The following is a 20256-nucleotide window of genomic DNA, read 5'->3' on the forward strand; positions in this document are numbered from 1 at the left end:
CCAAATAACGCGCCAGCACTTTCACCGTAATCTTATGTATGGCTATTTGTCCCTCATACCTGATCTTTTTGTGAACAAAGCCCCTGGTAGCCAAACTACTTGACTGTGCAGGGGCTCTCTTTTTCTCCGGCAGCAATATTTCCTTTAAGATCTTAGAAGCAACGGGAACAACGACCACATCGGGAGCAATTGAAGAAAATACAAAAGCAGCTACATGAACAACTGCATGAACAACTGCATGAACAGCTACACGAGCAATTGCACGAACAGCGGTGATGACACCCTCCGCATCTTCTCTGAACTAGCATTGCATCTTGCTGACTTTCATTTTCCCAAGGCGATACATCTCCACCGCTGAATTTGTCAATCTTCAACTTTTTAAGTTCGTTTTGGAAATCATCCATGATTACTACCTCCAGCATTAAAATATGATACTTAGGAACACCTTTGTCGAACGGGTGACATCCATCCGCTACACGAATACCCATCAGCGAATATACACTATATGTATGAAAGATCATCCTTGATTGGATCCTCCTGCAAAAGCCTATTTTTGGGGGCCCTTAAAAAACGCAAGAAAAGAGCCACCTCCCGAGTGGAAAGTGGCCCTTCATTTAAACTGCTCACCGATGTGGAAATCCCCATACCCAGCTAACGTGTGTGGGGATTTGTTTTTACGCCTGTATGTGTCGTTCGATTTTATCTACAAATTTGTCCATCAGTTGCTCGAGCAAATGAAGCCGCCCTCGCAAGGTCGTAATCAATCAGAAATTCATTAATCGGTTTTAATTTATATTATGGAATTATTAGGTAAAATTTTAAAATTTATGTAATAGGAATAGAATTTAACGAAGTACACAATGATCGGCAGGTTACAAGAGCGAATGGCGGAAGCCCAGGAGGATTTGGCTCGTTGGCGCATTTGATAGATGATAAACACTTACTGGTGAATTTGAGATATTCGGTCTTAAAGGAAGCTGAACTGTTAGCGAGAGCATTTAGCGATCAAGTCAAATTAAATCTTTCTTCTAGAAGAGAAACACAAGAGGAAATGTCTTCACCGAAGTAAATTAATCTTTATGGAGAACCTTGTTTTTAGTGTACAAATGGTTAAGTGACAAATTTCTGATACTAGCAAAAAGTCTACTTCCATTTCAAATCTCTGCACAATGTTAATAAAAGTATTGATCTTACTCAGGGCCTGAACTATAAAGGTGTTTCGTGGGGTTTCACCTTTAATTTGAATCCTGCGAAGATAGCAGATGTAATTCTCTACATCTTCTCTTTGTAAATTAACTAAATTAGTCCATTTAGGATGCTTCTGGTTTATAAATGTAAAAAAGTGGCTTAACTTAAACACATGATCACGACACGTATCCTAGACCAGCTTTTCATACCAGGGCGAAGTGTACCAACTACTACAAATGCATCTTTATCAGTAATCTCTTCCTTTCCCAGAGTCTCCTAAATCAATTAATTCCTCCGGATAAGGTTCAAAAAAGCGTTGCTGTAACAAATATTCTTGTTCATATCGAAATACCCAGGATTTCAAAAGACTGGTCATACTACTTAGTGGCAATTTTCGCTCTCGATACCGATGTAATAAATGTTTAAAGTGCTCCTTTTCCTTTGTAGAAAGCCTCTTGCTAAAATAGCCCATAATATGTTCACAGACATTAATGTTGGAGGTATACCGGGCTGTACGCTTAAACATGTTAGGTAATAAGGTAGCATACTCGTCCCAGACCTGTTGCTCTGCTTTTTTGTCGTGATTTGCAACAATCTTACCTAATTCTTTGGTTAGCTTTTGATTATATGCCATAAATAAATATTTATTTTCAGCATGAAATTGAATGAGCTTCCGAATAGTAGGTTCCATTCTTAGCTGACGAAAATACGCTTGCGTAAACAGCTTCGTAAAGAAATGTTCTCGAATGGTAAAGTTTTTTAACCTGCCCTCTTCCTCAATAGCCGCATGAGGAAAATACGCGTTTACCTTAGCACCAAAGAAACCAGGAGCACTTTCGACAACAGGTGCTTTTTCCCAACCACTATATACTTTGACATCTTTTACTCCGCAGCTTGGAGAACGATTTTTCAAAATAAAACCATCCACTTCTCCTACATTTTGTAAGAAGGTATCGGCAAAGGCATCCATCTGTTGGCTAAGATCTACTCGTGTTGAAGGCTGGACGAGTCGGTGCTGCTCACCATCTTTAATGATTCGAATGGTTTCACGCGGGATCCCCAAACCGATCTCAATCTCGGGACATACAGGAATAAAAGTCACAAAAGGAGCCAGGCTTCGAACGGTTACATCCGAAAGCACATCTCCGTTGTAACGACACTCCGCAAATTCCAAGCATTTACTTACAACAACAATCGGTTTGGTTGTTATCTCCACACTTGCCCCTCCACCCGTTGGAAATCTTCTTTATTTTATCCGTTTTTTCCCACGCTATACGAACAGCTCTTTCTTACAGAAGTGTAAGTTGCTTGTAAGCTAGATGCATTTTGTTATATCCATAAACCGAGTAGGCTTGTACTCAACACTACTTGAAATATGTTTGGGAGGTATTTTGTGTCTATTAACAAATTTGTAATCATTCTAGCAGCCATCGTAGCTGGTATACTCCTTCTTCTGTTTGCTCTAAGAGGTCAATCTGTTATGCTTGATCGTCTCAACCCTACTATTCCGGTAAAGCCTTACTATACGGTCGTGGAGACTGATGGTAAAAAACTAAATGATACACAGTGGGAATATCAATTCGTTGGATACGATGATCAAGGAGAAAAAAATACCTTTATCATGACCGCTTCTAAAAACCTGCGTAAAGGTGCATATTTAGAGGTTTATGCGAAAGGCTTAAATGGAAAAGGCTGGACGGAAGTAACTCCGGCAGGTATTCCTGAAAAAGCACAGATAAAACTAAGTACTCCAAAAGAGTCCTGAAAATAAAGTTTAAAAAATAGGCTGTTTTCTGCAGGTTTAGTCCTATCACGAAACAGCCTATTTTTATTAATGTTAGTTTTACCTTTATTGATTAAATTCGATCTCTGAGACTGCCATATAACGGGCGATCATAAAAGAGATAACAAAGGAGGGGTAACACACAAATTACAATCATCACGTACAGCATAAAGACTGGTGAGAAGCTTTCGTACAAAAGCCCCCCGATGAATGGACCAATCATACGCCCTGCAGTTGCTGAACCACTCACAGCTCCTTGGAATAATCCCTCTTTACCGGGAATCGAAAGTTCTGCTGCCGCGGCTGGCACTGCTGGCCATAATAGCATTTCTCCTAAAGTTACGATTATCATACCCCACACAAAATGACTATAAGCTTGATCGAACGCTAAAACACCCATTCCACAAACAAAGATAAACAAGCCACCGATCATCTGAGAACGAAGATTAGATAAATAATGACGTGTGACATAAGCACACAGCGGCTGAGCTAGGATTATCAATGCTCCGTTAATCGTCCACAACAAACTATATTGGGATAACGAGTAGCCTAACTTCGTCATGTAAGAAGATAGATTGGTCGACCATTGCACATAGGGAATCCAAGTTATCGCAAACCCTAAGCCAAGAATGATCAAGGATAAACCAGAGGGTGTTTTCCAGATGGAGGGTTCATCCTTGGAAGCTTTGTTAGCTTTCTCTGTCTTTCTTTGCAAATTTCGCGTAGCTGTCTCTGCCGCAATCTTCTTTAAATCTAATCCAAAGCCAATCACGGCTAAAAAGATTAAATTAGTTGCACCATTCACTAAAAAAACAAACATAAACGATACGCTAGCTACCACTCCACCCAACGCAGAACCAACCGCTACACCTAAATTTTGCGACAAGTATAACAAGTTAAATGCGCGTCGTCCCCCTTCTGGCCAGACACTTCCAGCCATCGCATTGAGGACCGGGAATACCATGCTATTACTAAAGCCAAGTACGCCCATCATACAAACATAAAATGGCCATACTCGGAAAAAAGCTAGCGAGGTAACGCAGGCAGCTGAGATAAGTACCCCAGCAAAGATGGTTTTAATTCCGCCAATCTTGTCATGTAAAATGCCACCTGCCATACTTCCGATGATTCCCATACCAGCATGAAGCATCAAGACGAGTCCAGCTACCGTAGCTGGTTTACCCAATACCTGGGTGATATAAATATTGTTTAGAGGCCAAATAAAAGACATCCCCGTAACATTAATAATGGCCCCTATCGCCAAAATCCACAAGGTTCGAGGATAGGTGGATAACATTTTGGAAAACACGCTCGTACTCTCCTCTCATGCTGTAAAAATCTACCGAAACAATTTAACGAATACAACCAAATAAAATAACAGAAGAGTTCATTTTGGTCAATTCATTTTTCATCGTTTACCTCGATTGATTTTTAATTCACCTATCGACCATAAGCGATCTGTAGCTGACAGACCTTCAATCGTAGCCACACCAATTCCAAACATCGCTGCACGGCACTCAAACTCTACTCGTTCCATAAGTGCCACCACTTCTTCAACGGATGTCGTAGCCGCTTCAAGTAGAGCACGACCAAATCCAACTAAATCAGCTCCCAAAGCAATCGCTTTTGCCGCTTCAACCCCGTTATGAATACCACCACTTCCGATTAAAGGGAAGAAAGGAAGCTCTTCTCGAATGGTTTGTAAGGAAACAGCTGTCGGAATACCCCAATCCCGAAACGCTTCTGCGGCAATTTGCTTCATTGGTTCATTCGATCGGTGCTTCTCAACCTCGATCCAGGATGTACCCCCTGCCCCTGCTACGTCAATAAAAGAAACTCCAGCATCCACGAGGCGTCTAGCTGTTTGCGAATCAATGCCAAACCCTACTTCCTTCACCCCGATTGGAATTTGACTCGCCTTACAAACCTGCTCAATCTTTGGTAGTAGATGCCCAAAATCATGATCTCCGCCAGGTTGAAAAATCTCCTGCATACTATTTACGTGTAATACCAGCGCATCAGCTTCAACCAGCTCTACGCAGCGAAGACATTCTTTGACCGTGTAGCCATAATTTAGTTGAACAGCGCCTAAATTTGCGATTATTGGGATCGTTGGAGCGTGTTCTCTCACTCTAAAGGTTTGAGCAAGCTCTTCACTCTCCAATGCAGCACGTACGGAACCAAGCCCCATGGCCCAACCTCTAGCCTCAGCGGCAATAGCTAGTTTGGTATTTATTTGTTCAGCATTCTTCGTTCCACCTGTCATGGAACTTACAAAAAAAGGAGTCCCCATATGTTTTCCTAAGAAAGTGGTATGTAACGAGACATCAGCAAAATGAATCTCTGGAAGGGCCGCATGTAAAAAATGATACTGCTCTAGACCTGTGGTCAACCGGTTGGCTACCTCTTTATGTAAACAAATCTCAATATGTTCTGATTTACGTTTTTCAATCTCTGACTGATGCGTCACTACAATCACCTTCCTGCATGTCATTCTTCTTCTTTTCCTGCATTACCATACTCTATTCTACTACTCTGATTCTTGCTTGTAAAAAAATAAGGTTACTGACAGAAAAAACTTTTTGCTTGTTGCCTAACTTTTCAACGAAGTGAGACTTATACTTCTTTCTTCATTTTTGAATAAAAAGACCTCTGGAAGGTTTAGGATAAAAGGCATAAGAGTTTCGCAAAGAAGCTTGGAGGTGTTTTGCAATGTACTATTCTCGCAAACAAGAAGAGCCGGTAGAAGATGTTGAAACCTCTATCTGGGCATGTACCAAAGATGATTGTATCTGCTGGATGAGAGAAAATTTATCTTTTGACGAAGTACCGGTTTGTCCGATTTGCAGCTCCTCTATGGTTAAAGATTCAAAAATGCTCCCCCCTATTGCTTAAGATGAGTACATGGGAAGCGTGTCTCTTACTAGAGAGGCAGGCTTCCTTTTCTCTATGATTTCATCCACAGGAAGCTTATGGTATACTTTTTCATGATATGTATAGTATATCTCGAAGATATAGAACCACGGAGGATTGCATGCTAACTTTTGAACAAAAAAAAGCGATTATTGAATCGTTCCCAGAACTAACAAAAAAAGAGGTTTCTCTAGGGCGCCTGAACTATCATTTTGAAGGAAGCCTACGTGACAAAAAGATTGTTGTGAACCATCTTCATCCAAACGGAAATGGCTTTGTCTATGCTGGCCACCTTCCGAAAAAAAAGACTGGTCCAAAAGGTATGGTCAATATCCGCGATTATTCCGAAGAGCAACTGCGTAGCTTGGTTGCTGACTCTATCGCACATTTATCAACAGAATATGTAGCAAACGAGGATGCACTGGATTCGGCTGATCCAATTGAAGAGATTTGGGTAAATCAAAAAGGTGATACGCTACGATTACTACAAGAGGATGAATTGTTTAACGTATATACGGGAAACAATCTGGAGGATTCCTACAACTCGTATAAAGGTGCGGTAACGTATTTGCACAGTGAGAATTTTAAACGACAAGAGTAGTATGGATGGCCCTTGATTAAGGGCCTTTTCTTTCACGAATAACTTTATCTAATTTGATTTTCCTAAAGCAAAAAGCTTTCCATGAAAGGTTATCTGGAAAGCCTTTTGCCCTTACTTATCTTAGCTATAACTCCGCTCATAGCGTTCAGACTTACCTCAACCTATTTGTCTGAAAATACCCCGTAGATTGCCCCTTTTAGAAAAAACGAAACGACAATATTTATCAATGATGGTGTGAGTGCTCATGTTGGGCTTTATTTCCCTGCTGATCCCTTTCTTTTTCCATGCCTTGTTGCTCTTCTTCTGACATGCTTCCAACAATTATACGCTTTGTAGGGAGTAAATCTACTCCATGTGCTTTGACATAGGCTTGTACGTAATAGATGCCGTCCTCTTGAAAAATCACGTTACTTTCATAAACGCCATCTGAATCTCCTTGATGATCTATCTTACTTGCTCTAAGGCTGCTATTTGATTTATCACCCTTTGATATAAAATGTGAAAAAATGTTGAAAATCATCAAAAATCATCAAAAATCATCACTAATTGTTCTAAACTCTGTAGAATGTTGAGGCCCATCAGAAGAGCGTAAAAGCTAATCATAGAATCTATTTCCCAGGCTTCTATCCGTCTGAATCAGAAATATGGCTGTAAAAATTACATAAGTAAAAGCGCCTGACCTCCTATAAATAGGATTTCTGGCGCTCAATTTTTCATTCACTTCAAGGTTCCTATAGTTGTATCTTTGAAAAAACAGTAAGCCTGTTTGTTTTGAAATGCACAGCCCTTCTCAAGCCGCTACTCATATAACGTTGCTCATCTCAAGCTCTATTCGAACAATCTCTTCAAGTGATACGACTTTTTTACTTCTTTGATCGATTGTTGTTTCCTCCAGCCACAAGAATGGGAAACAGGATATTCCTTCTGTTATTTGCAAATGCTCCACATCTTCCTTCCAAGAATCCCATCTGAACAACTCATAAAATAGGTCAAGATTACCTTCTGCTAGCCATTGTATAAATTCTGCATAGGAGATTTCAAGATCCTCCCATTCAAGGCTATCAGGAGCAAAATAATGGATTGTACTAGCTTTGTCCAGAAACGCAAATAAGCCACCTAATACATCATCTGCTACAATGATTGCATTAGGAAGCCCAAGCTTCTCGTTCCAAGTAAGGATATCCCTTTCACCCGAACCTAGAACCCGTATCCAATCATCAATCAGGATTCCACCCGTTTGATAAACGATATTACCAATGAAAGAATCCTTTGGAATATTGTATTTTTCTTTGATTTTCTCTATTTTCTGTTCTTGAGCCTCTATTATGTGAATTTTTCTTGAAGATGCTGTAAAGACTTGTTTCCAATCGCTTACGAGCTTATCTTTTCTTTGTTCGTCCACGGTGAAACCTCCGGAAATTTTTGATTAGCCTCATGCTGATTAAGACAAGTTCTTAAATTGCTGGTTTATGGCACTTATTCGCTCCGAGATTCTCGCAATATAGTCAGATGTCATTTCACTTAGCATCTTAGCATGACGAGTAGACAATAATTGCTCAAAATATGTCTTGTTGGTCTCTAGAAATAAGAGTAGCTGCCTCTTGTTTTGAGGTAACTCTTCTACACTTGTCTGATCGAAACCACATAAACACAAGACACGTAAAGATTCCCAGCGTTTGAGATCGTTCTTCACCGGTACTCTCACCTGTAGCCCCACTCTTGTCATAGAACTACTGCAAGTAGGACATTTCACTACCCGGTTATAGTATGTACGATAGGTCTCTATTGCTTTTTTCGTTTTTTCTTGATGTCCAAGAGAAGGCAGCACGGTTTTGCCATACTGCCTTGCTAAGTCGTATGGATTTGGTTGCTTGAATGCTGTTCGACATGTAAAACACACATAGTGGAGCTTATAAATTTTGGATTCCCGATTGTATCGATAAGCCTTCATTCCTTGACTATTCATACGGATTGCTCCTTATTTTATGTATATCATAGCCTTCTTCCAGAACAATTTGACGTTTAGAGGGTTGCAATTCACCCTGTGGAATTCTCTTCTTTTGATACTCACTCCATAGACCGTTTAGCCATTCATCCCTATATTCCAACACTACACTATCTAAGATCAATCCAAAATCATCTGAGATATATGCTGCCAAATCATCAGCCGAAGTAATTTCTAGCACCTTCAAAAATATGATCTTGCGCAGCCCTTCCTCCATGGAAGCATATAAAGAAGCCAGGTTTTCCGTTTTCTTGATCTGAGAAATTTCAGCATAAACCCGCATCCATTCCTCTGAGAAGGCAGGATCATCCCGCTTATCTAGTAGGGCATCAATGTTAGTTTCATCCAATTCTTCTAAGACAGAAGCCACATAAACATGAAAATAATCCAATAGTTTCTTTTGAACGGTATCGATACTGTTCATAGTTTATTCTCCTTCATTGTGTTTATCACCGATTCTTTGTTTATGTGCTGAGAGTACATGAACATGGTTTACATAAAAAATCGATTCTTCTATTCTATAGAATCTTGATTCTTTCAAACCGAGTATCTTAAAATAACTAGACTTCTCTCTTCTCATCTGGGTAATAGATAATTCGAATATAATCCGAATCCCTTGAATCCATATCTCCTAAAAACATTCGCTGATGCTCGGGTACAAGTTCATACTTTTCTTGAAGCCTGGCTCGATTAAACTCTGACGGATCTTCCAAATAAGCATAGTATGCCTGTCTACATAGATCAATTGAAGTCTTTTCTCCTTTGAGTTTCTTATGCATATCCTGCAATTCATCATACTTATCATTGATTTCATTTGCATACTGAGTTGTTGAGAATGTAACCTCGCCTAAACGATCAATTACGATGGTAGTTGGTTCTTCAAACGAAGTGAATAAGACTTTATTGTCCCATAGTACCTTAACACTCTCGATGCTGTATTCATATGTAAAGAATGAATTGTAACAGACCACAATATCATCCTTATACACAACAATTCGCACCAGATAGTTCTTCCCCTCATGCTTCATGAATGCTGTGAATCCTTGACCAGATACAGTGTCATAACCAATTTTATGATTGACACGGAAGTCTTCGGGGGTTGGAGAATGTAGGACCTTTCTGGTCTCCCATAACTCCTTCTCTTCCTCAGAGATACGATAGATATTGCTGTGTGAAGGATTAAGTTGTTTGACCGTGTCGTGAATCAGGTTAATGTATTGATCTTGATCAAAAATCCACTGTGCATCCGCCACCTCATACGAACCCAAGCCGAATATAGAGATCGCTCCACCTTGTGGGACGCTAGGGACAAGCCAATTGCTATTCAGTTTATGAACCAATCCATCTAAATCTACCAGCTCCCAACAATTGACCATCCCATCCTCATAAACGTCTACATAAATAAAAAAATAGCTCCCCCCATTGCAAATAAAGCCAGGTACCTTCGTTCCTTCTATCGTTTTCGTTCTGCGGATTTTTTGCATATACGTCTCCTATCTACATTCACGTTGGAAAGCAACATCTCTATATCACAAAGATGGCATCCGATGATGAAACATTGTGTACTCCAGCCATTCTACAAGCTCTAATCTGCTTCTGAGTAGCCTTAAACAATACAGAACCATAAAACTAAGTTTATATCCTCAGGTAATGGATCAACTTCGAATATTACATTTTCCCACAGTCCTTCTGGAGGAAATCCTCAAAGGGTGCAACTTCATCGTTATGTATGCCTCTCTTGTGAATATTCTAGCATTTATTTATTTATACAATCCCGGAATTGTTCTCTTACCAGCATAAGTGCAAAGCCTAGTAAATTCTCCCCTCTCCAGTGCTGTGGACGTTCAGCATCAGGATGATCCTGTGCGAGTCCAATCCCCCAAACTCTGTCATAAGGGCTTGCTTCCACTAGAACTCGATTACCTGTATGTAGTAGATAAGATTTCAACTCCTGATGTTGACTAAATTTCAGTAGATTGGCTTGTCTAACAATGTCAAGCTTATGTCCATTCCACACCCTATCATCAAAAGCTTGAACCCTGCGCCCCAGTGCTTTTGCTTGATTCGGATGCTTCTGCTGTATAATCTGGTCACGCATCGCCGTATCGCCAAACAATTCCGCTTTTTTCGCCATCATATAATGCTCTGCGGTTGCGTACATAATTCCATCCTCTTTAAAGGAAGCTGGATACCACTGGCTGAAGCAGGATTTATCTACAATTCCATCCTTCTTCGGGGTATTCCCCCAGAAAAACAAATATTTTAGCTGTTTTTTGTGTGATTCCCTGATCAGTGTCTGTACATCTTGTATTATTTCCATCTATTCAACCTCTTTCAAAAATCCTAGAACATTCAAGAACATAGAATAATTGTTACAACATGCTCATCCCATGTAATCTCTTATGCAGGTTTACCTTAGAGTTTTACGCAATTCAGTCAGCTGTCAATTTAATAATAAGGCTATTCAGCCTTTGTTGATCATAAACAGCTGTTTTTTCCCTCTTTAACATAAAAAATTTCTTTCGTTCATCATATCCAAAGAGGAAATACGGTTCAACTTTATTTTAAATCTCCATGTACATTTTTAATAAATGCTGACTCCAAACAAGGATAGCTCTCCAACGGTTCTGCATAAATTATTATTCATTGTGTAAGTTAAATTCACGCTTTCGTAAAGGAAGCATTTTTACTTAATCAAATTAAAATTGTTTTTTCGTCGCTTCACGGTCAAACTCAATTCATCAAGACGTGAGGCATCATGAATTTCGCAGAGCCTCCGACAATCTTCAGGGGTATGACCATCCGATGCAGGCTTCAGTAGTATTTTGCTAATTTTCAAAATAATATAGACAATTATAGAATATTTTAATAATATTTAATTGTAATAAAATGCATATTAAGGAGTGATTTGTAAATGAAAAAATTAATTGGAATTGCTTCCGTTTTTGCTTTACTAGTTTCGGCTTCTCCTGTTATCGCAAAAGAAGCCCAACCTGAGAGTGCCGCTGTAGTGATAGCTTCTATTTATAACAAAAGCTTAACTCTTGATCCAGAGGAAAGACGTGATACACCTAGATTCACAGCTTCAAGCAATAGTCTGACTCTTACTGTAGATCAATCATCCGATGGTTCTAGAACACATTTTAGATATACTCTATGGGATGATAATGGTAATCAGGTAGGTAAGGTATTTAAGGTAGAAAAAGATGGTTCTGATTCAACTACATGGGATGTAAAAAAAGGAAAAAAATATTTTTTACAAATAAGCAATCGTAGTACTCACAATGGCATTTTCATCGAAGCCTCCACTGAAATCTCCATCGATTAAGCAAAGAAAGAAAAAGAGACTTTCCTTCTATGATCGGACAGTCTCTTTTTTTTTTGCCCCACATAATAGAGATATGCTTTATCAAAAGAAGTGTACCGTTATGCAAACATTGTTTTATTAACGAGTACCGTGTACCGAAATGCTCAGTTAGTGAGAAAGTTTTGACGACAAGGCATAACGTTGTTGAGGCTTGAAGCCATTAATAAGGCACTAACGTTTTTTTTATGTATGGAAATGTTATTCGTTCATGAGATAAAACTACTAGATAATATCAAAAACTGTACGGCACCTATTATTTCAATAATTCCAGCCTTCCATGGACGCATGGCCTTGCCAGCGTAGACAAAAGCTCGCACAGTTGAAAAAATATAAGCAATCGTCATCCAGGGAAAGCCTGTTATCCAAGGAACAAATAGCAGTAGTCCATGATAGACATGAGCATACACGGTCCAACGTTTGTTCTCTCGTTCACGAAAGACTGACTTTACAAAGAATGCACTACCCATAAAATGTAAAAAACTGAACAATACAATAGCTGACATTGTTAAATCAAATTCCCCACCAGCGAAAAGATACGAAGCCGCTCCTCCCATTGAGAAAATAAGAATGGCACATAAATCGTTAATGATCGCCCTCTCGCTTTTACGTTTTGCATGCCATACATTTACCAAAAGCAAAATGAACAGCGGTAGTCCAAAATAGAAAAGGAATGGATTGCTTATTAGTGGTGGTACCAAACATATAACGGCAAGTAAACCATACAATAATCCCCATTTCACCCAGTGTTCAAGCCTTGTGTTTCTTTTCACATATTGAAGGAACGGATACGACGACAAATAGAGAAACAACCAAGCAAGAAATAAAAGGATATGCATCCACTGAGGTTTTCCAGCCAGCATTCCGAAAAGAAACGGGACGCTAACCATTGCCCAACCGCCATGTTCATGGGGAATTACAATACTACTCTTCTTCACAGAGTTATCACTCCTTTCAACCCGAACCAAATCGTATTTTTATTCTTAACATCCATCTTTTAAAACTTTTTTCATCTGAAGCATTCTACAAAAAAATCAATATTTTACATGCTTCCTGACTACAGAGCGAAGTATAGCATTCCAAAGAGCAGTTTTCCATTCCTTAGACCAATCTGCCACAAGAAAGCCAAACATAGTAAAGTATTAGGATAGAAATCCAATATGTGCAAACAATCAATTTTTCTCTAGTAGAATGCACCCTAAAAAAGCATAAGAACAAAGGGAATATGACTTAAAAAATGAAAAGCCCTACTTACACAACATAACTAATAATTAGATAGGAAGACTTTCCATAAAAAAATGATGGAAAATGTAGTTTCCACTAAAACCACCTTTCCACCATTTCCTCGTAAACATCACAAGTTGTTTTTTATAGCTATTTGTTGTATATCAAGCCCACGATGCGTGCTCCAGACATACATTGACAGCAAAGCAATCACAAGGAATGCTAACCAATAAGGAGCTTCCGGCTGGATTCGGTATAATGCCGTTCCAACGATTGGGGCTACAAAGGAGCCCACCCCTGTTGCCGCCGTAGTCAATCCTGCTGCTGCTCCCTGTTCCTCTTCTCCTGACGCCATGGAAACACCTGCCGTATAACCCGGTATTGCGAACCCACTTCCAACACCGAGCAGTAAAAAAGAGAGTACGAAGCCGAACAAATGATCAATATAAACAAGAAGTAATAGACCTGTCCCTAGTATCGGGAGACCAATACGGAGCAAGGTACGAGGCATGAAGGAGCGTTTCCGAATGACTGCCATTTGGACCAATGCCATCATAAAACCAACGCAAAACAGACTAATACCAACCCATAGCGCCGTATATTTGGAATTTAGTCCAAATTTATCCTGCACATAAAAACCTGCTGTCACCTGTAGCATAACGAGAGCGCTCATCAGACACAAAGCAATCAATAAATAAGGTCGTATGCCTGGCTTACGTAGGTTCAGCTTGTTTCTCTCACCAGATGACTTCGGTGTAAAACGTGGAATACGTGCATACACCAAAAGGGCCGCAAATAGTGATAGAACAGCAGCAACGACAATCGGAAACAAGAGGTGAATCCCTGCTAGTGCTGCGCCCATGGCTGGACCGATCAGAAAACCAATCCCGCTCGCCGCACCAATCATCGCCATTCCTGCCGCCCGCTCATTCAACGGAGTTAAATCGGCCATTAAAGCCTGCCCGGAGGAAGTCATTGCGGGGAAAAACAGACCGAACAGCGTCCGTGAAAGCAACAATAGGATAAAAAGGAAAGTAAGTTCTATTTTTCCCTGTAAACCAATCCAAGCCAGCCAAGCAAACAGAACCAAACTGAACGAAAACCCAAGCAAACCAACAATCATAATTGGTTTACGACCGAACCGATCACTTTGTTGTCCCCATATCGGAGCACCAAGTAACAAGATGAGGGCAGAAGCTGATATGATCCATCCTGCATGCATTTCGTCGAGGCCCATCTCACGGATCAACGGGGCCAGATCCGGATTGATAACACCTAAGCCGATATAACAAATCATTAACGATAGGAAAATAACACGTTTGGGTTCCATATAACCACCTCCATTGGTAATTTGTAATTCTTGCAACAATCGTCACAATTGATTCAAAGAAACTCTACAGCAAAAGAGAACGACCCTTTTGCTTCTATTTTTTGTTCACCTCAGAGTATTTTCCACTCCAATAAGCTCTGATCGCCTCCCTATTACCTCAAATCTGTATTTATTATCAAGAAAATTTGAATGCTGTTCCGCCTGTAAACGGATGATTCTTGACGTTTAACGGATTATTTTTTTATCGCTCATAATAAAAAAGCGAGAAGTCCTGCATCATCCTGTCTATCTGAACAGAATGCATACAAAAACCTCTCACTTTCCCTTTTTCTTCCTATCCTATTTCCTACTATTCCTGTACTACGTCTCTAATCCCACCTTCGCTTCCTGAGCCTCCGGTAGTATTTTCCCCTCAGTCAGATAGTTCATAACCGCAGAAATAAACAGCTTGCCAGTCACAAGCATCGAGCGTTCATCCACGTCAAACATGGGGTGGTGATGTGGATACATCGCCTGAATTTCCGGATTTCGTCCTCCTACATAGAAGAACGTCCCCGGAACATGTTGTAGGTAATACGCAAAATCCTCCGCACCCATTCGAGCCTCTAACACTTCTGTTTGCTCCTCACCTACTAATCGCTTGGCAAGCTGATAAATTCGCTCTGTTTCTGTCTCGTCATTACAAAGGGCTGGATAGCCCCGTTGATAGTCAACTGTTACCGTTGCCCCCGCTCCCTCACAGGTGGTTTTAGCAATTTGTACAAGGGAGACTTCAATCTTTTGTCGGACAATCTCATCAAAGGTACGAACGGTTCCAGAGAGGGTCACGGTTTGCGGAATTACATTAAACGCTTTACCCGCTTGAAAGCCCCCTACTGTCAACACCGCCGCTTGAAGAGGATCAACTCGTCTACTGACAATTTGCTGTAGGTTTAGTACCAATTGACTGCCAGTCACTAACGGATCAATCGCTTTATGCGGATAAGCGCCATGTCCCCCTTTACCAGTAATTTCAATGTAAAATGAATCTGCTGCTGCCATCATATAGCCAGCTTTTACACCTATAACTCCTACAGGATGATCTGAAGAAACATGAGCACCGTAAATAACATCTACCCCGTCAAGACATCCAGCTTCGATCATTGAGACTGCACCACCAGGCAATAACTCTTCTGCAAACTGGTGAATAAAGATTACTGTTCCTGGCAGGTATTCACGATACTCGCTCAAAACCTTAGCGACACCAAGTAACCCTGCTGTGTGAATATCATGGCCGCATGCATGCATAACCCCTGGTACGCGGGACTTATATATGACATCCTTTTCGTCTTGAATGGGAAGAGCATCGAAATCAGCACGCAGAGCAACAGTTTTCCCTGGCTTGCCTCCTTTTAACACTCCAAGCACACCATTGCCGCCTACCCCCGTTTTTACCTCCAGTCCTATTTTGCTTAAATATTCTGCTATTTTAATAGGTGTATTTACTTCTTGAAAGGAAAGCTCAGGATACATGTGTAAATCTCGACGAAAATCAATTAACTCAGGAAAAAGCTGTTCCAAGCTCTCGAACATTGGCTGTAACATTAAAAAACAACCTCCTTTGGTTATTTGACCAGAATATTTTCTGTTTTCATACTTTTGAATGTACTTTTTTGACAGATCACCGCTTACTTTTTCGGCATGGTAGATGTCAAAATAAATTCCGTCTGGCACATGCTCAAAAACCATCCAGCTTCGTAGAAAGATCAAACACATTTGTAATCATGATAAAAGTATAAATACGGGAGATCCTCGTTAATTACCTGCATGGCAATATCATATTTTTCATTCGCTGTCTCTACCCATGTAGCTTTTAATAATTCATCAATGCTTATGACTGTTTAAGCCAATGTTACTCTGTTGTACAGCTTCACCAAAGCGTTGAAAATGACGTGTCCAGGTTTAGGTGGATCAGCATCGATATCTCCCTCCAAACTTATGCCCAATTCCTGCTTTTGTATAACTATACGTTTTGTATTTTTAAATCAACTGAAAATTCGGTTTTTAAACAACGAGGATCAATGCCTTGTTGAAACGGCTATCGATCCTCTTCTTATAATCAATCAAGCTCTTGCCAATTTGCTGGATACGTAACATATAAAAACTTCGCATAGGTTGGTACCGAGAACTGAATGCTCGTATTTTTGGGGATGAGGATAATATCACCTGCGTTTCCGATAATACGACGACCATTTATTACAATTTCTAGTGTTCCTTCTATGATATAATCGATTTCATCATATTTTAGAGTCCAGTCGAATGTGGTCTCTTTCATCTCCATCAGTCCACACCCAAGCCGAGGACTCTCTTGTAAATGTAGTGCATCTTTCAAATAGACGCGATCACCTGTTTTTCCCGTATCAAAAGGTTCCAGTTTCATAGTGTTTACTTTCACTGACATTACGCCGCTCGGATCAATATTCTTTTCTACTACATCAGGTGATTTGTTAAGTTGTTTCAGCTTTTCCAACACGATCTTACGAACTAACGCTTCAAGAGTTGCTGTATCTGGTTGCATTTATTTCTCCTCACTTTCCGCCGCTAGCTTTGATTTAGAAGCGATTAGGATGGCAACTAGCACTGCGGTGACTCCACCCGCCAGTTTCCCTACGATCATTGGGAAAATAAGATCTTTTTCTACACCAGCTGTAAACCCTAGATGATCCCCAAAGGTAAACGAAGCGCTAACCGCAAAGGCGATATTTATTATTTTTCCCCGTGTATCCATTTCTTTTAACATGCCAAACATTGGTATGTTATTGGCAAGGGATGCTACTAGTCCTGCGGCTGCTTTATCATTCATACCAAGTAATGAACCTAGCTTCAGTAATGGCTTTTGAAAAAATTTAGTAATGACATACACCATTGGAAATGCACCAGCCAGTACGATAGCAATAGAGCCTACGATTTCTATACCATCCCAAATAGGAGTCATTCCAGGAATAATTACTACACCTGTTAAGGTTTCGATAATGATAGCCGCTAGTGCCAGCGTAATAACAATGACAACTCCTTTGCCAAAGACGCTAAAACCTTTTATCATTCCATTCGGGGCTAGCCATAGTCCAACACCAATGATTAGTGCTACCAGAATGATCGGGACCAGATTACGTAAGATCATCCCAAGGTCATAGCCAGCAACCAATCCACCTACCAAGCAACCGATGGGAATTGTCATGATCCCAGCTAGAACCCCCGTAGCGAGAAATTTACGATCTTCTTTTTTAATGATGCCAAGTGCAACAGGAATAGTAAATACAATAGTGGGTCCGAGCATGGAACCAAGAATAATACCCGCAAAGCGTCCTGCTTCCGGATTGCTTGCCATCTGCATTGCTAACGGATATCCTCCCATGTCATTCGCTAGTAAAGTGGTGGCAAACATGGCAGGATCAGCACCTAATGCCGTATAAAGAGGCACAACGATGGGTTTTAACAGCGTCGCCAGGACAGGTGCCAATGAGATAACCCCCACCATCGCGAGCGTAAGCGATCCCATCGCCATAATTCCTTCCTCGAACTTATCACCCAAATTCAATTTATTATCCAAGCATTTGTCAATTGCCCCCAAGGTCATGAAGATTACCATTATGTAAATGATAATTTCATTAATACTCATACACTGTCCTCCTTACACGAGTCTCTAAGCTCATAGCTATCAATAATACCAACGATCGTTGCATCAATGGGTGCTTTGACTTGATCAAAAGCTGCTCTTGCCGAGCCACCCTTCGTTACCAATACCAAATCACCAATACCAGAGCCTGCACCGTCCGCGGCTACAAAGGTTTTCGTTGGTTCACCACCAAAAATTTCGGAGGGAGAAACAATCATAAGTTTAAGACTATCTAATTTTGCGTCTTTTCTTGTGGCCCAAACGTTACCAATGACTTTTCCGATAATCATGCGTTTTTGCCCTCCTGCTTTGTTTTCTTGACAATAAGTTGATTCATACGTACGAAATCTTTAGCCAGTGGAGTTAAGATGGCATTCGGTAAAATGGTAAACGATTGAGCCCCTTGTAAAAATAACTTTTTTAATACTGATTCAGATATCACTCTCTGCTTAATATGCCACACCTCTTCTGGGGCATGCATAAGTGTTCGTTCCCCACTCAAATGAATATCATGCTCTCCTGCACCATTTGAGTGTATTGTTTTAACGGAGGAAGATATGTGATCATCAAGTTGTTCAGAAGACATTTTGCCTATTACCTGTGTCTGCTGTTTCTCCAGATGACACCCTTCCTGACCTAAAAGATGGATGTCTGTTTTTTTGATCAAAGTCACTCCAAAGGTAACAAGCTTCTGTTCGTATGATTGATACAGTTCATATAAATGAGCTGAAGCTGTATGACGATATTGCCGATATTCGAGGCCTTCTTGCAATAGGTATACCTTTTTACCTTGTAACAAAGCTTGAGTAATTACGTTATCAGAGGAATTTAGCCCTAATGCTACTGAAGCTAATGTACAGCAATGCAATCCCGTTAGCAGGATAAAGGAAAAGGATTGAACATTACATTCCAAGGGGTCATCAGACCACTCTTGTGCACATGGTAAATCATTAGCCACAACAGAATGAACATCAAATTTTTCAGTGAGGAACGATTTTATCGCAAGCCATTCGCTTTCATTCGGAGAGAAAACGAATATTTTAGGCTTTTTCTGCAAGCGAAGCGTGTCCAATCGAGTAATAACCTCATTGGTAATAGCTTCGATGAGCTGCTGTCTTTCCAAACTCGTCACTTCCTAACGAGTCTAGCAACTGTACCTTTGTGATAACCACATGCGTTAGCTTCATCAAAATCGAGATGCATAAATGTACGAAAATGTGGACTCACCCGAATGGTTACATCTTGAAATATAACCGGTCTTGTTCCAAGTACTTCCACACATACATTTTGCTTATCGGAAAGACCAAACCATTGAGCATCTTCAGCCGACATGTGAATGTGACGTTTGGCAATGATTGCAGCTTTGACGGGAATGGATGCAAGCTGTGTAGCCAACGTAATCTCTGCGCTTTCTGCTAAATTCCCTGATTCGCGAAGAGGTGGTCTAATCCCTAGAGCAACTGCATCCGTTAAAGAAACCTCCACCTGGGTATTTTGCCTTTCCGGCCCCAATACAGCCACATTTTTAATCGTTCCTTTAGGACCAATCAAATCTACACGCTCTACGCAGCTAAACTGCCCTGGTTGGGACAATTCCTTAGCTTTTGTAAGTGCATATCCTTCTCCAAATAGGATGTCAATGATCTTTCGAGATAAATGCACATGCCTTCCTGAAGCTTCAACGGGAATGAACAGTTTTTGTTTAATTCCAGCCACTACTTTTTCTGCGATTTGATCAAATTGATTTTGTATCAATTCCACACCTTCTTTTCAGTCATATGCTTGATTATGTAAAGAGGGCATACTATCCGCTGTAGCCTTCAGCAAACATTTCCATCAAATGAAAGCTTGTAAGGGATAGTATGTTCCCTGTAATTAGGCTTGTTGTTGCCTCGATTTGGGAAGAATGCTATCCACCTCAGTGTGAGGACGCGGAATAACGTGTACAGAAATCAATTCTCCAATTCGTTCTGCTGCCGCTGCTCCAGCATCTGTTGCTGCTTTTACTGCCCCAACATCCCCACGAACCATCACGGTTACCAAGCCGCCTCCAACCTGCTCTTTACCAACCAGTTCTACATTGGCTGCTTTCACCATGGCATCTGCTGCTTCAATCGCGCTCACAAGTCCTTTTGTCTCGATCATACCTAACGCATTTGTACTTGCCATTTCAATTCCTCCGTTTTTCATGTC

General features: G+C 40.5%; 24 protein-coding genes. 5 read left to right on the forward strand and 19 right to left on the reverse strand.

From position 1 onward, the window contains the following. Positions 1-152: 152 nt before the first annotated feature. Complete coding sequence (locus tag ACQV1I_RS13530) at positions 153-521, reverse strand: heterocycloanthracin/sonorensin family bacteriocin (protein ID WP_176452481.1); 369 nt, start codon at positions 519-521, stop codon at positions 153-155. Positions 522-913: 392 nt separating this feature from the next. Here ACQV1I_RS13530 and ACQV1I_RS13535 point away from each other — a divergent pair, with 392 nt between their 5' ends. Further along, positions 914-1069: a hypothetical protein gene (locus tag ACQV1I_RS13535; protein WP_161555079.1), complete on the forward strand. Its 156-nt coding sequence runs from the start codon at positions 914-916 to the stop codon at positions 1067-1069. 366 nt (positions 1070-1435) lie between these two features. On the opposite strand, the gene ACQV1I_RS13540 is transcribed toward ACQV1I_RS13535, so the two are convergent. Further along, positions 1436-2404 (reverse strand): YbgA family protein, encoded by a 969-nt coding sequence (locus ACQV1I_RS13540; RefSeq protein WP_018669972.1) that lies wholly within the window; start codon positions 2402-2404, stop codon positions 1436-1438. Positions 2405-2581: 177 nt separating this feature from the next. On the opposite strand from ACQV1I_RS13540, the gene ACQV1I_RS13545 reads away from it, so the two are divergent. Continuing rightward, a complete protein-coding gene (locus ACQV1I_RS13545; protein WP_094702409.1) occupies positions 2582-2953 on the forward strand; it encodes a YxeA family protein in 372 nt (123 codons plus the stop codon). Positions 2954-3044: 91 nt separating this feature from the next. Here ACQV1I_RS13545 and ACQV1I_RS13550 read toward each other — a convergent pair whose 3' ends face one another. Both ACQV1I_RS13550 and fni read right to left on the reverse strand, forming a co-directional pair. Next, complete coding sequence (locus tag ACQV1I_RS13550) at positions 3045-4280, reverse strand: MDR family MFS transporter (RefSeq protein ID WP_094702411.1); 1236 nt, start codon at positions 4278-4280, stop codon at positions 3045-3047. 99 nt (positions 4281-4379) lie between these two features. Continuing rightward, positions 4380-5441: a type 2 isopentenyl-diphosphate Delta-isomerase gene (gene fni / locus ACQV1I_RS13555; RefSeq protein ID WP_094702413.1), complete on the reverse strand. Its 1062-nt coding sequence runs from the start codon at positions 5439-5441 to the stop codon at positions 4380-4382. 242 nt (positions 5442-5683) lie between these two features. Between fni and ACQV1I_RS13560 the strand changes: the two genes are divergently transcribed. Further along, positions 5684-5866 carry a cold-shock protein gene (locus ACQV1I_RS13560; RefSeq protein ID WP_018669968.1) on the forward strand — a complete coding sequence of 61 codons (183 nt, stop codon included), beginning with the start codon at positions 5684-5686 and terminating at the stop codon, positions 5864-5866. Between the two features lie 139 nt (positions 5867-6005). Further along, entirely contained in the window at positions 6006-6485 is a 480-nt protein-coding gene (locus ACQV1I_RS13565) for a hypothetical protein (RefSeq protein ID WP_094702415.1), read from the forward strand. 223 nt (positions 6486-6708) lie between these two features. Here the strand turns inward: ACQV1I_RS13565 and ACQV1I_RS13570 are convergent, their stop codons facing one another. The 6 genes from ACQV1I_RS13570 to ACQV1I_RS13595 form a co-directional block, all read right to left on the reverse strand. After that, on the reverse strand, positions 6709-7005 hold the full coding sequence (locus ACQV1I_RS13570) for a hypothetical protein (protein WP_236645766.1): 297 nt from the start codon (positions 7003-7005) through the stop codon (positions 6709-6711). A gap of 282 nt (positions 7006-7287) precedes the next feature. Then, positions 7288-7887, reverse strand: coding sequence for a DUF2625 family protein (locus ACQV1I_RS13575; RefSeq protein WP_161555080.1), 600 nt, complete (start codon positions 7885-7887; stop codon positions 7288-7290). A 39-nt stretch (positions 7888-7926) separates the two neighbouring features. Continuing rightward, a complete protein-coding gene (locus ACQV1I_RS13580; RefSeq protein WP_116333919.1) occupies positions 7927-8451 on the reverse strand; it encodes a hypothetical protein in 525 nt (174 codons plus the stop codon). After that, entirely contained in the window at positions 8444-8914 is a 471-nt protein-coding gene (locus ACQV1I_RS13585; RefSeq protein WP_116333920.1) for a hypothetical protein, read from the reverse strand. Before ACQV1I_RS13585 ends, ACQV1I_RS13580 begins: the two co-directional genes overlap by 8 nt. Before the next feature lie 136 nt (positions 8915-9050). Further along, complete coding sequence (locus tag ACQV1I_RS13590) at positions 9051-9974, reverse strand: DUF7638 domain-containing protein (protein WP_116333921.1); 924 nt, start codon at positions 9972-9974, stop codon at positions 9051-9053. Between the two features lie 272 nt (positions 9975-10246). Then, positions 10247-10810 (reverse strand): NADAR family protein, encoded by a 564-nt coding sequence (locus ACQV1I_RS13595; RefSeq protein ID WP_094702425.1) that lies wholly within the window; start codon positions 10808-10810, stop codon positions 10247-10249. Positions 10811-11404: 594 nt separating this feature from the next. On the opposite strand from ACQV1I_RS13595, the gene ACQV1I_RS13600 reads away from it, so the two are divergent. Continuing rightward, entirely contained in the window at positions 11405-11818 is a 414-nt protein-coding gene (locus ACQV1I_RS13600; protein ID WP_104031485.1) for a hypothetical protein, read from the forward strand. Between the two features lie 245 nt (positions 11819-12063). Here ACQV1I_RS13600 and ACQV1I_RS13605 read toward each other — a convergent pair whose 3' ends face one another. The 9 genes from ACQV1I_RS13605 to eutM all read right to left on the reverse strand — a co-directional run bounded on the left by ACQV1I_RS13605 (position 12064) and on the right by eutM (position 20232). Then, positions 12064-12792, reverse strand: a complete 729-nt coding sequence (locus ACQV1I_RS13605) for a YwiC-like family protein (protein WP_116333922.1) — start codon at positions 12790-12792, stop codon at positions 12064-12066. Between the two features lie 416 nt (positions 12793-13208). Beyond that, complete coding sequence (locus ACQV1I_RS13610) at positions 13209-14408, reverse strand: MFS transporter (protein ID WP_116333923.1); 1200 nt, start codon at positions 14406-14408, stop codon at positions 13209-13211. Between the two features lie 360 nt (positions 14409-14768). Continuing rightward, on the reverse strand, positions 14769-15992 hold the full coding sequence (locus ACQV1I_RS13615; protein ID WP_116334013.1) for a M20 metallopeptidase family protein: 1224 nt from the start codon (positions 15990-15992) through the stop codon (positions 14769-14771). A 514-nt stretch (positions 15993-16506) separates the two neighbouring features. Then, positions 16507-16965 (reverse strand): cupin domain-containing protein, encoded by a 459-nt coding sequence (locus tag ACQV1I_RS13620; protein WP_018669954.1) that lies wholly within the window; start codon positions 16963-16965, stop codon positions 16507-16509. Further along, positions 16966-18066, reverse strand: a complete 1101-nt coding sequence (gene eutH / locus ACQV1I_RS13625) for an ethanolamine utilization protein EutH (RefSeq protein WP_018669953.1) — start codon at positions 18064-18066, stop codon at positions 16966-16968. Then, complete coding sequence (locus ACQV1I_RS13630) at positions 18063-18353, reverse strand: EutN/CcmL family microcompartment protein (protein WP_018669952.1); 291 nt, start codon at positions 18351-18353, stop codon at positions 18063-18065. The genes eutH and ACQV1I_RS13630 overlap by 4 nt, the downstream gene beginning before the upstream one ends. Further along, positions 18350-19186: a hypothetical protein gene (locus ACQV1I_RS13635; RefSeq protein WP_116333924.1), complete on the reverse strand. Its 837-nt coding sequence runs from the start codon at positions 19184-19186 to the stop codon at positions 18350-18352. The genes ACQV1I_RS13630 and ACQV1I_RS13635 overlap by 4 nt, the downstream gene beginning before the upstream one ends. A gap of 5 nt (positions 19187-19191) precedes the next feature. Then, entirely contained in the window at positions 19192-19818 is a 627-nt protein-coding gene (pduL, locus tag ACQV1I_RS13640; RefSeq protein ID WP_018669950.1) for a phosphate propanoyltransferase, read from the reverse strand. A 120-nt stretch (positions 19819-19938) separates the two neighbouring features. Then, entirely contained in the window at positions 19939-20232 is a 294-nt protein-coding gene (eutM, locus tag ACQV1I_RS13645; RefSeq protein WP_018669949.1) for an ethanolamine utilization microcompartment protein EutM, read from the reverse strand. Positions 20233-20256: the final 24 nt, after the last annotated feature.

The organism is Brevibacillus sp. JB24b (assembly GCF_051713385.1).
Lineage (GTDB): Bacteria > Bacillota > Bacilli > Brevibacillales > Brevibacillaceae > Brevibacillus_B > Brevibacillus_B laterosporus.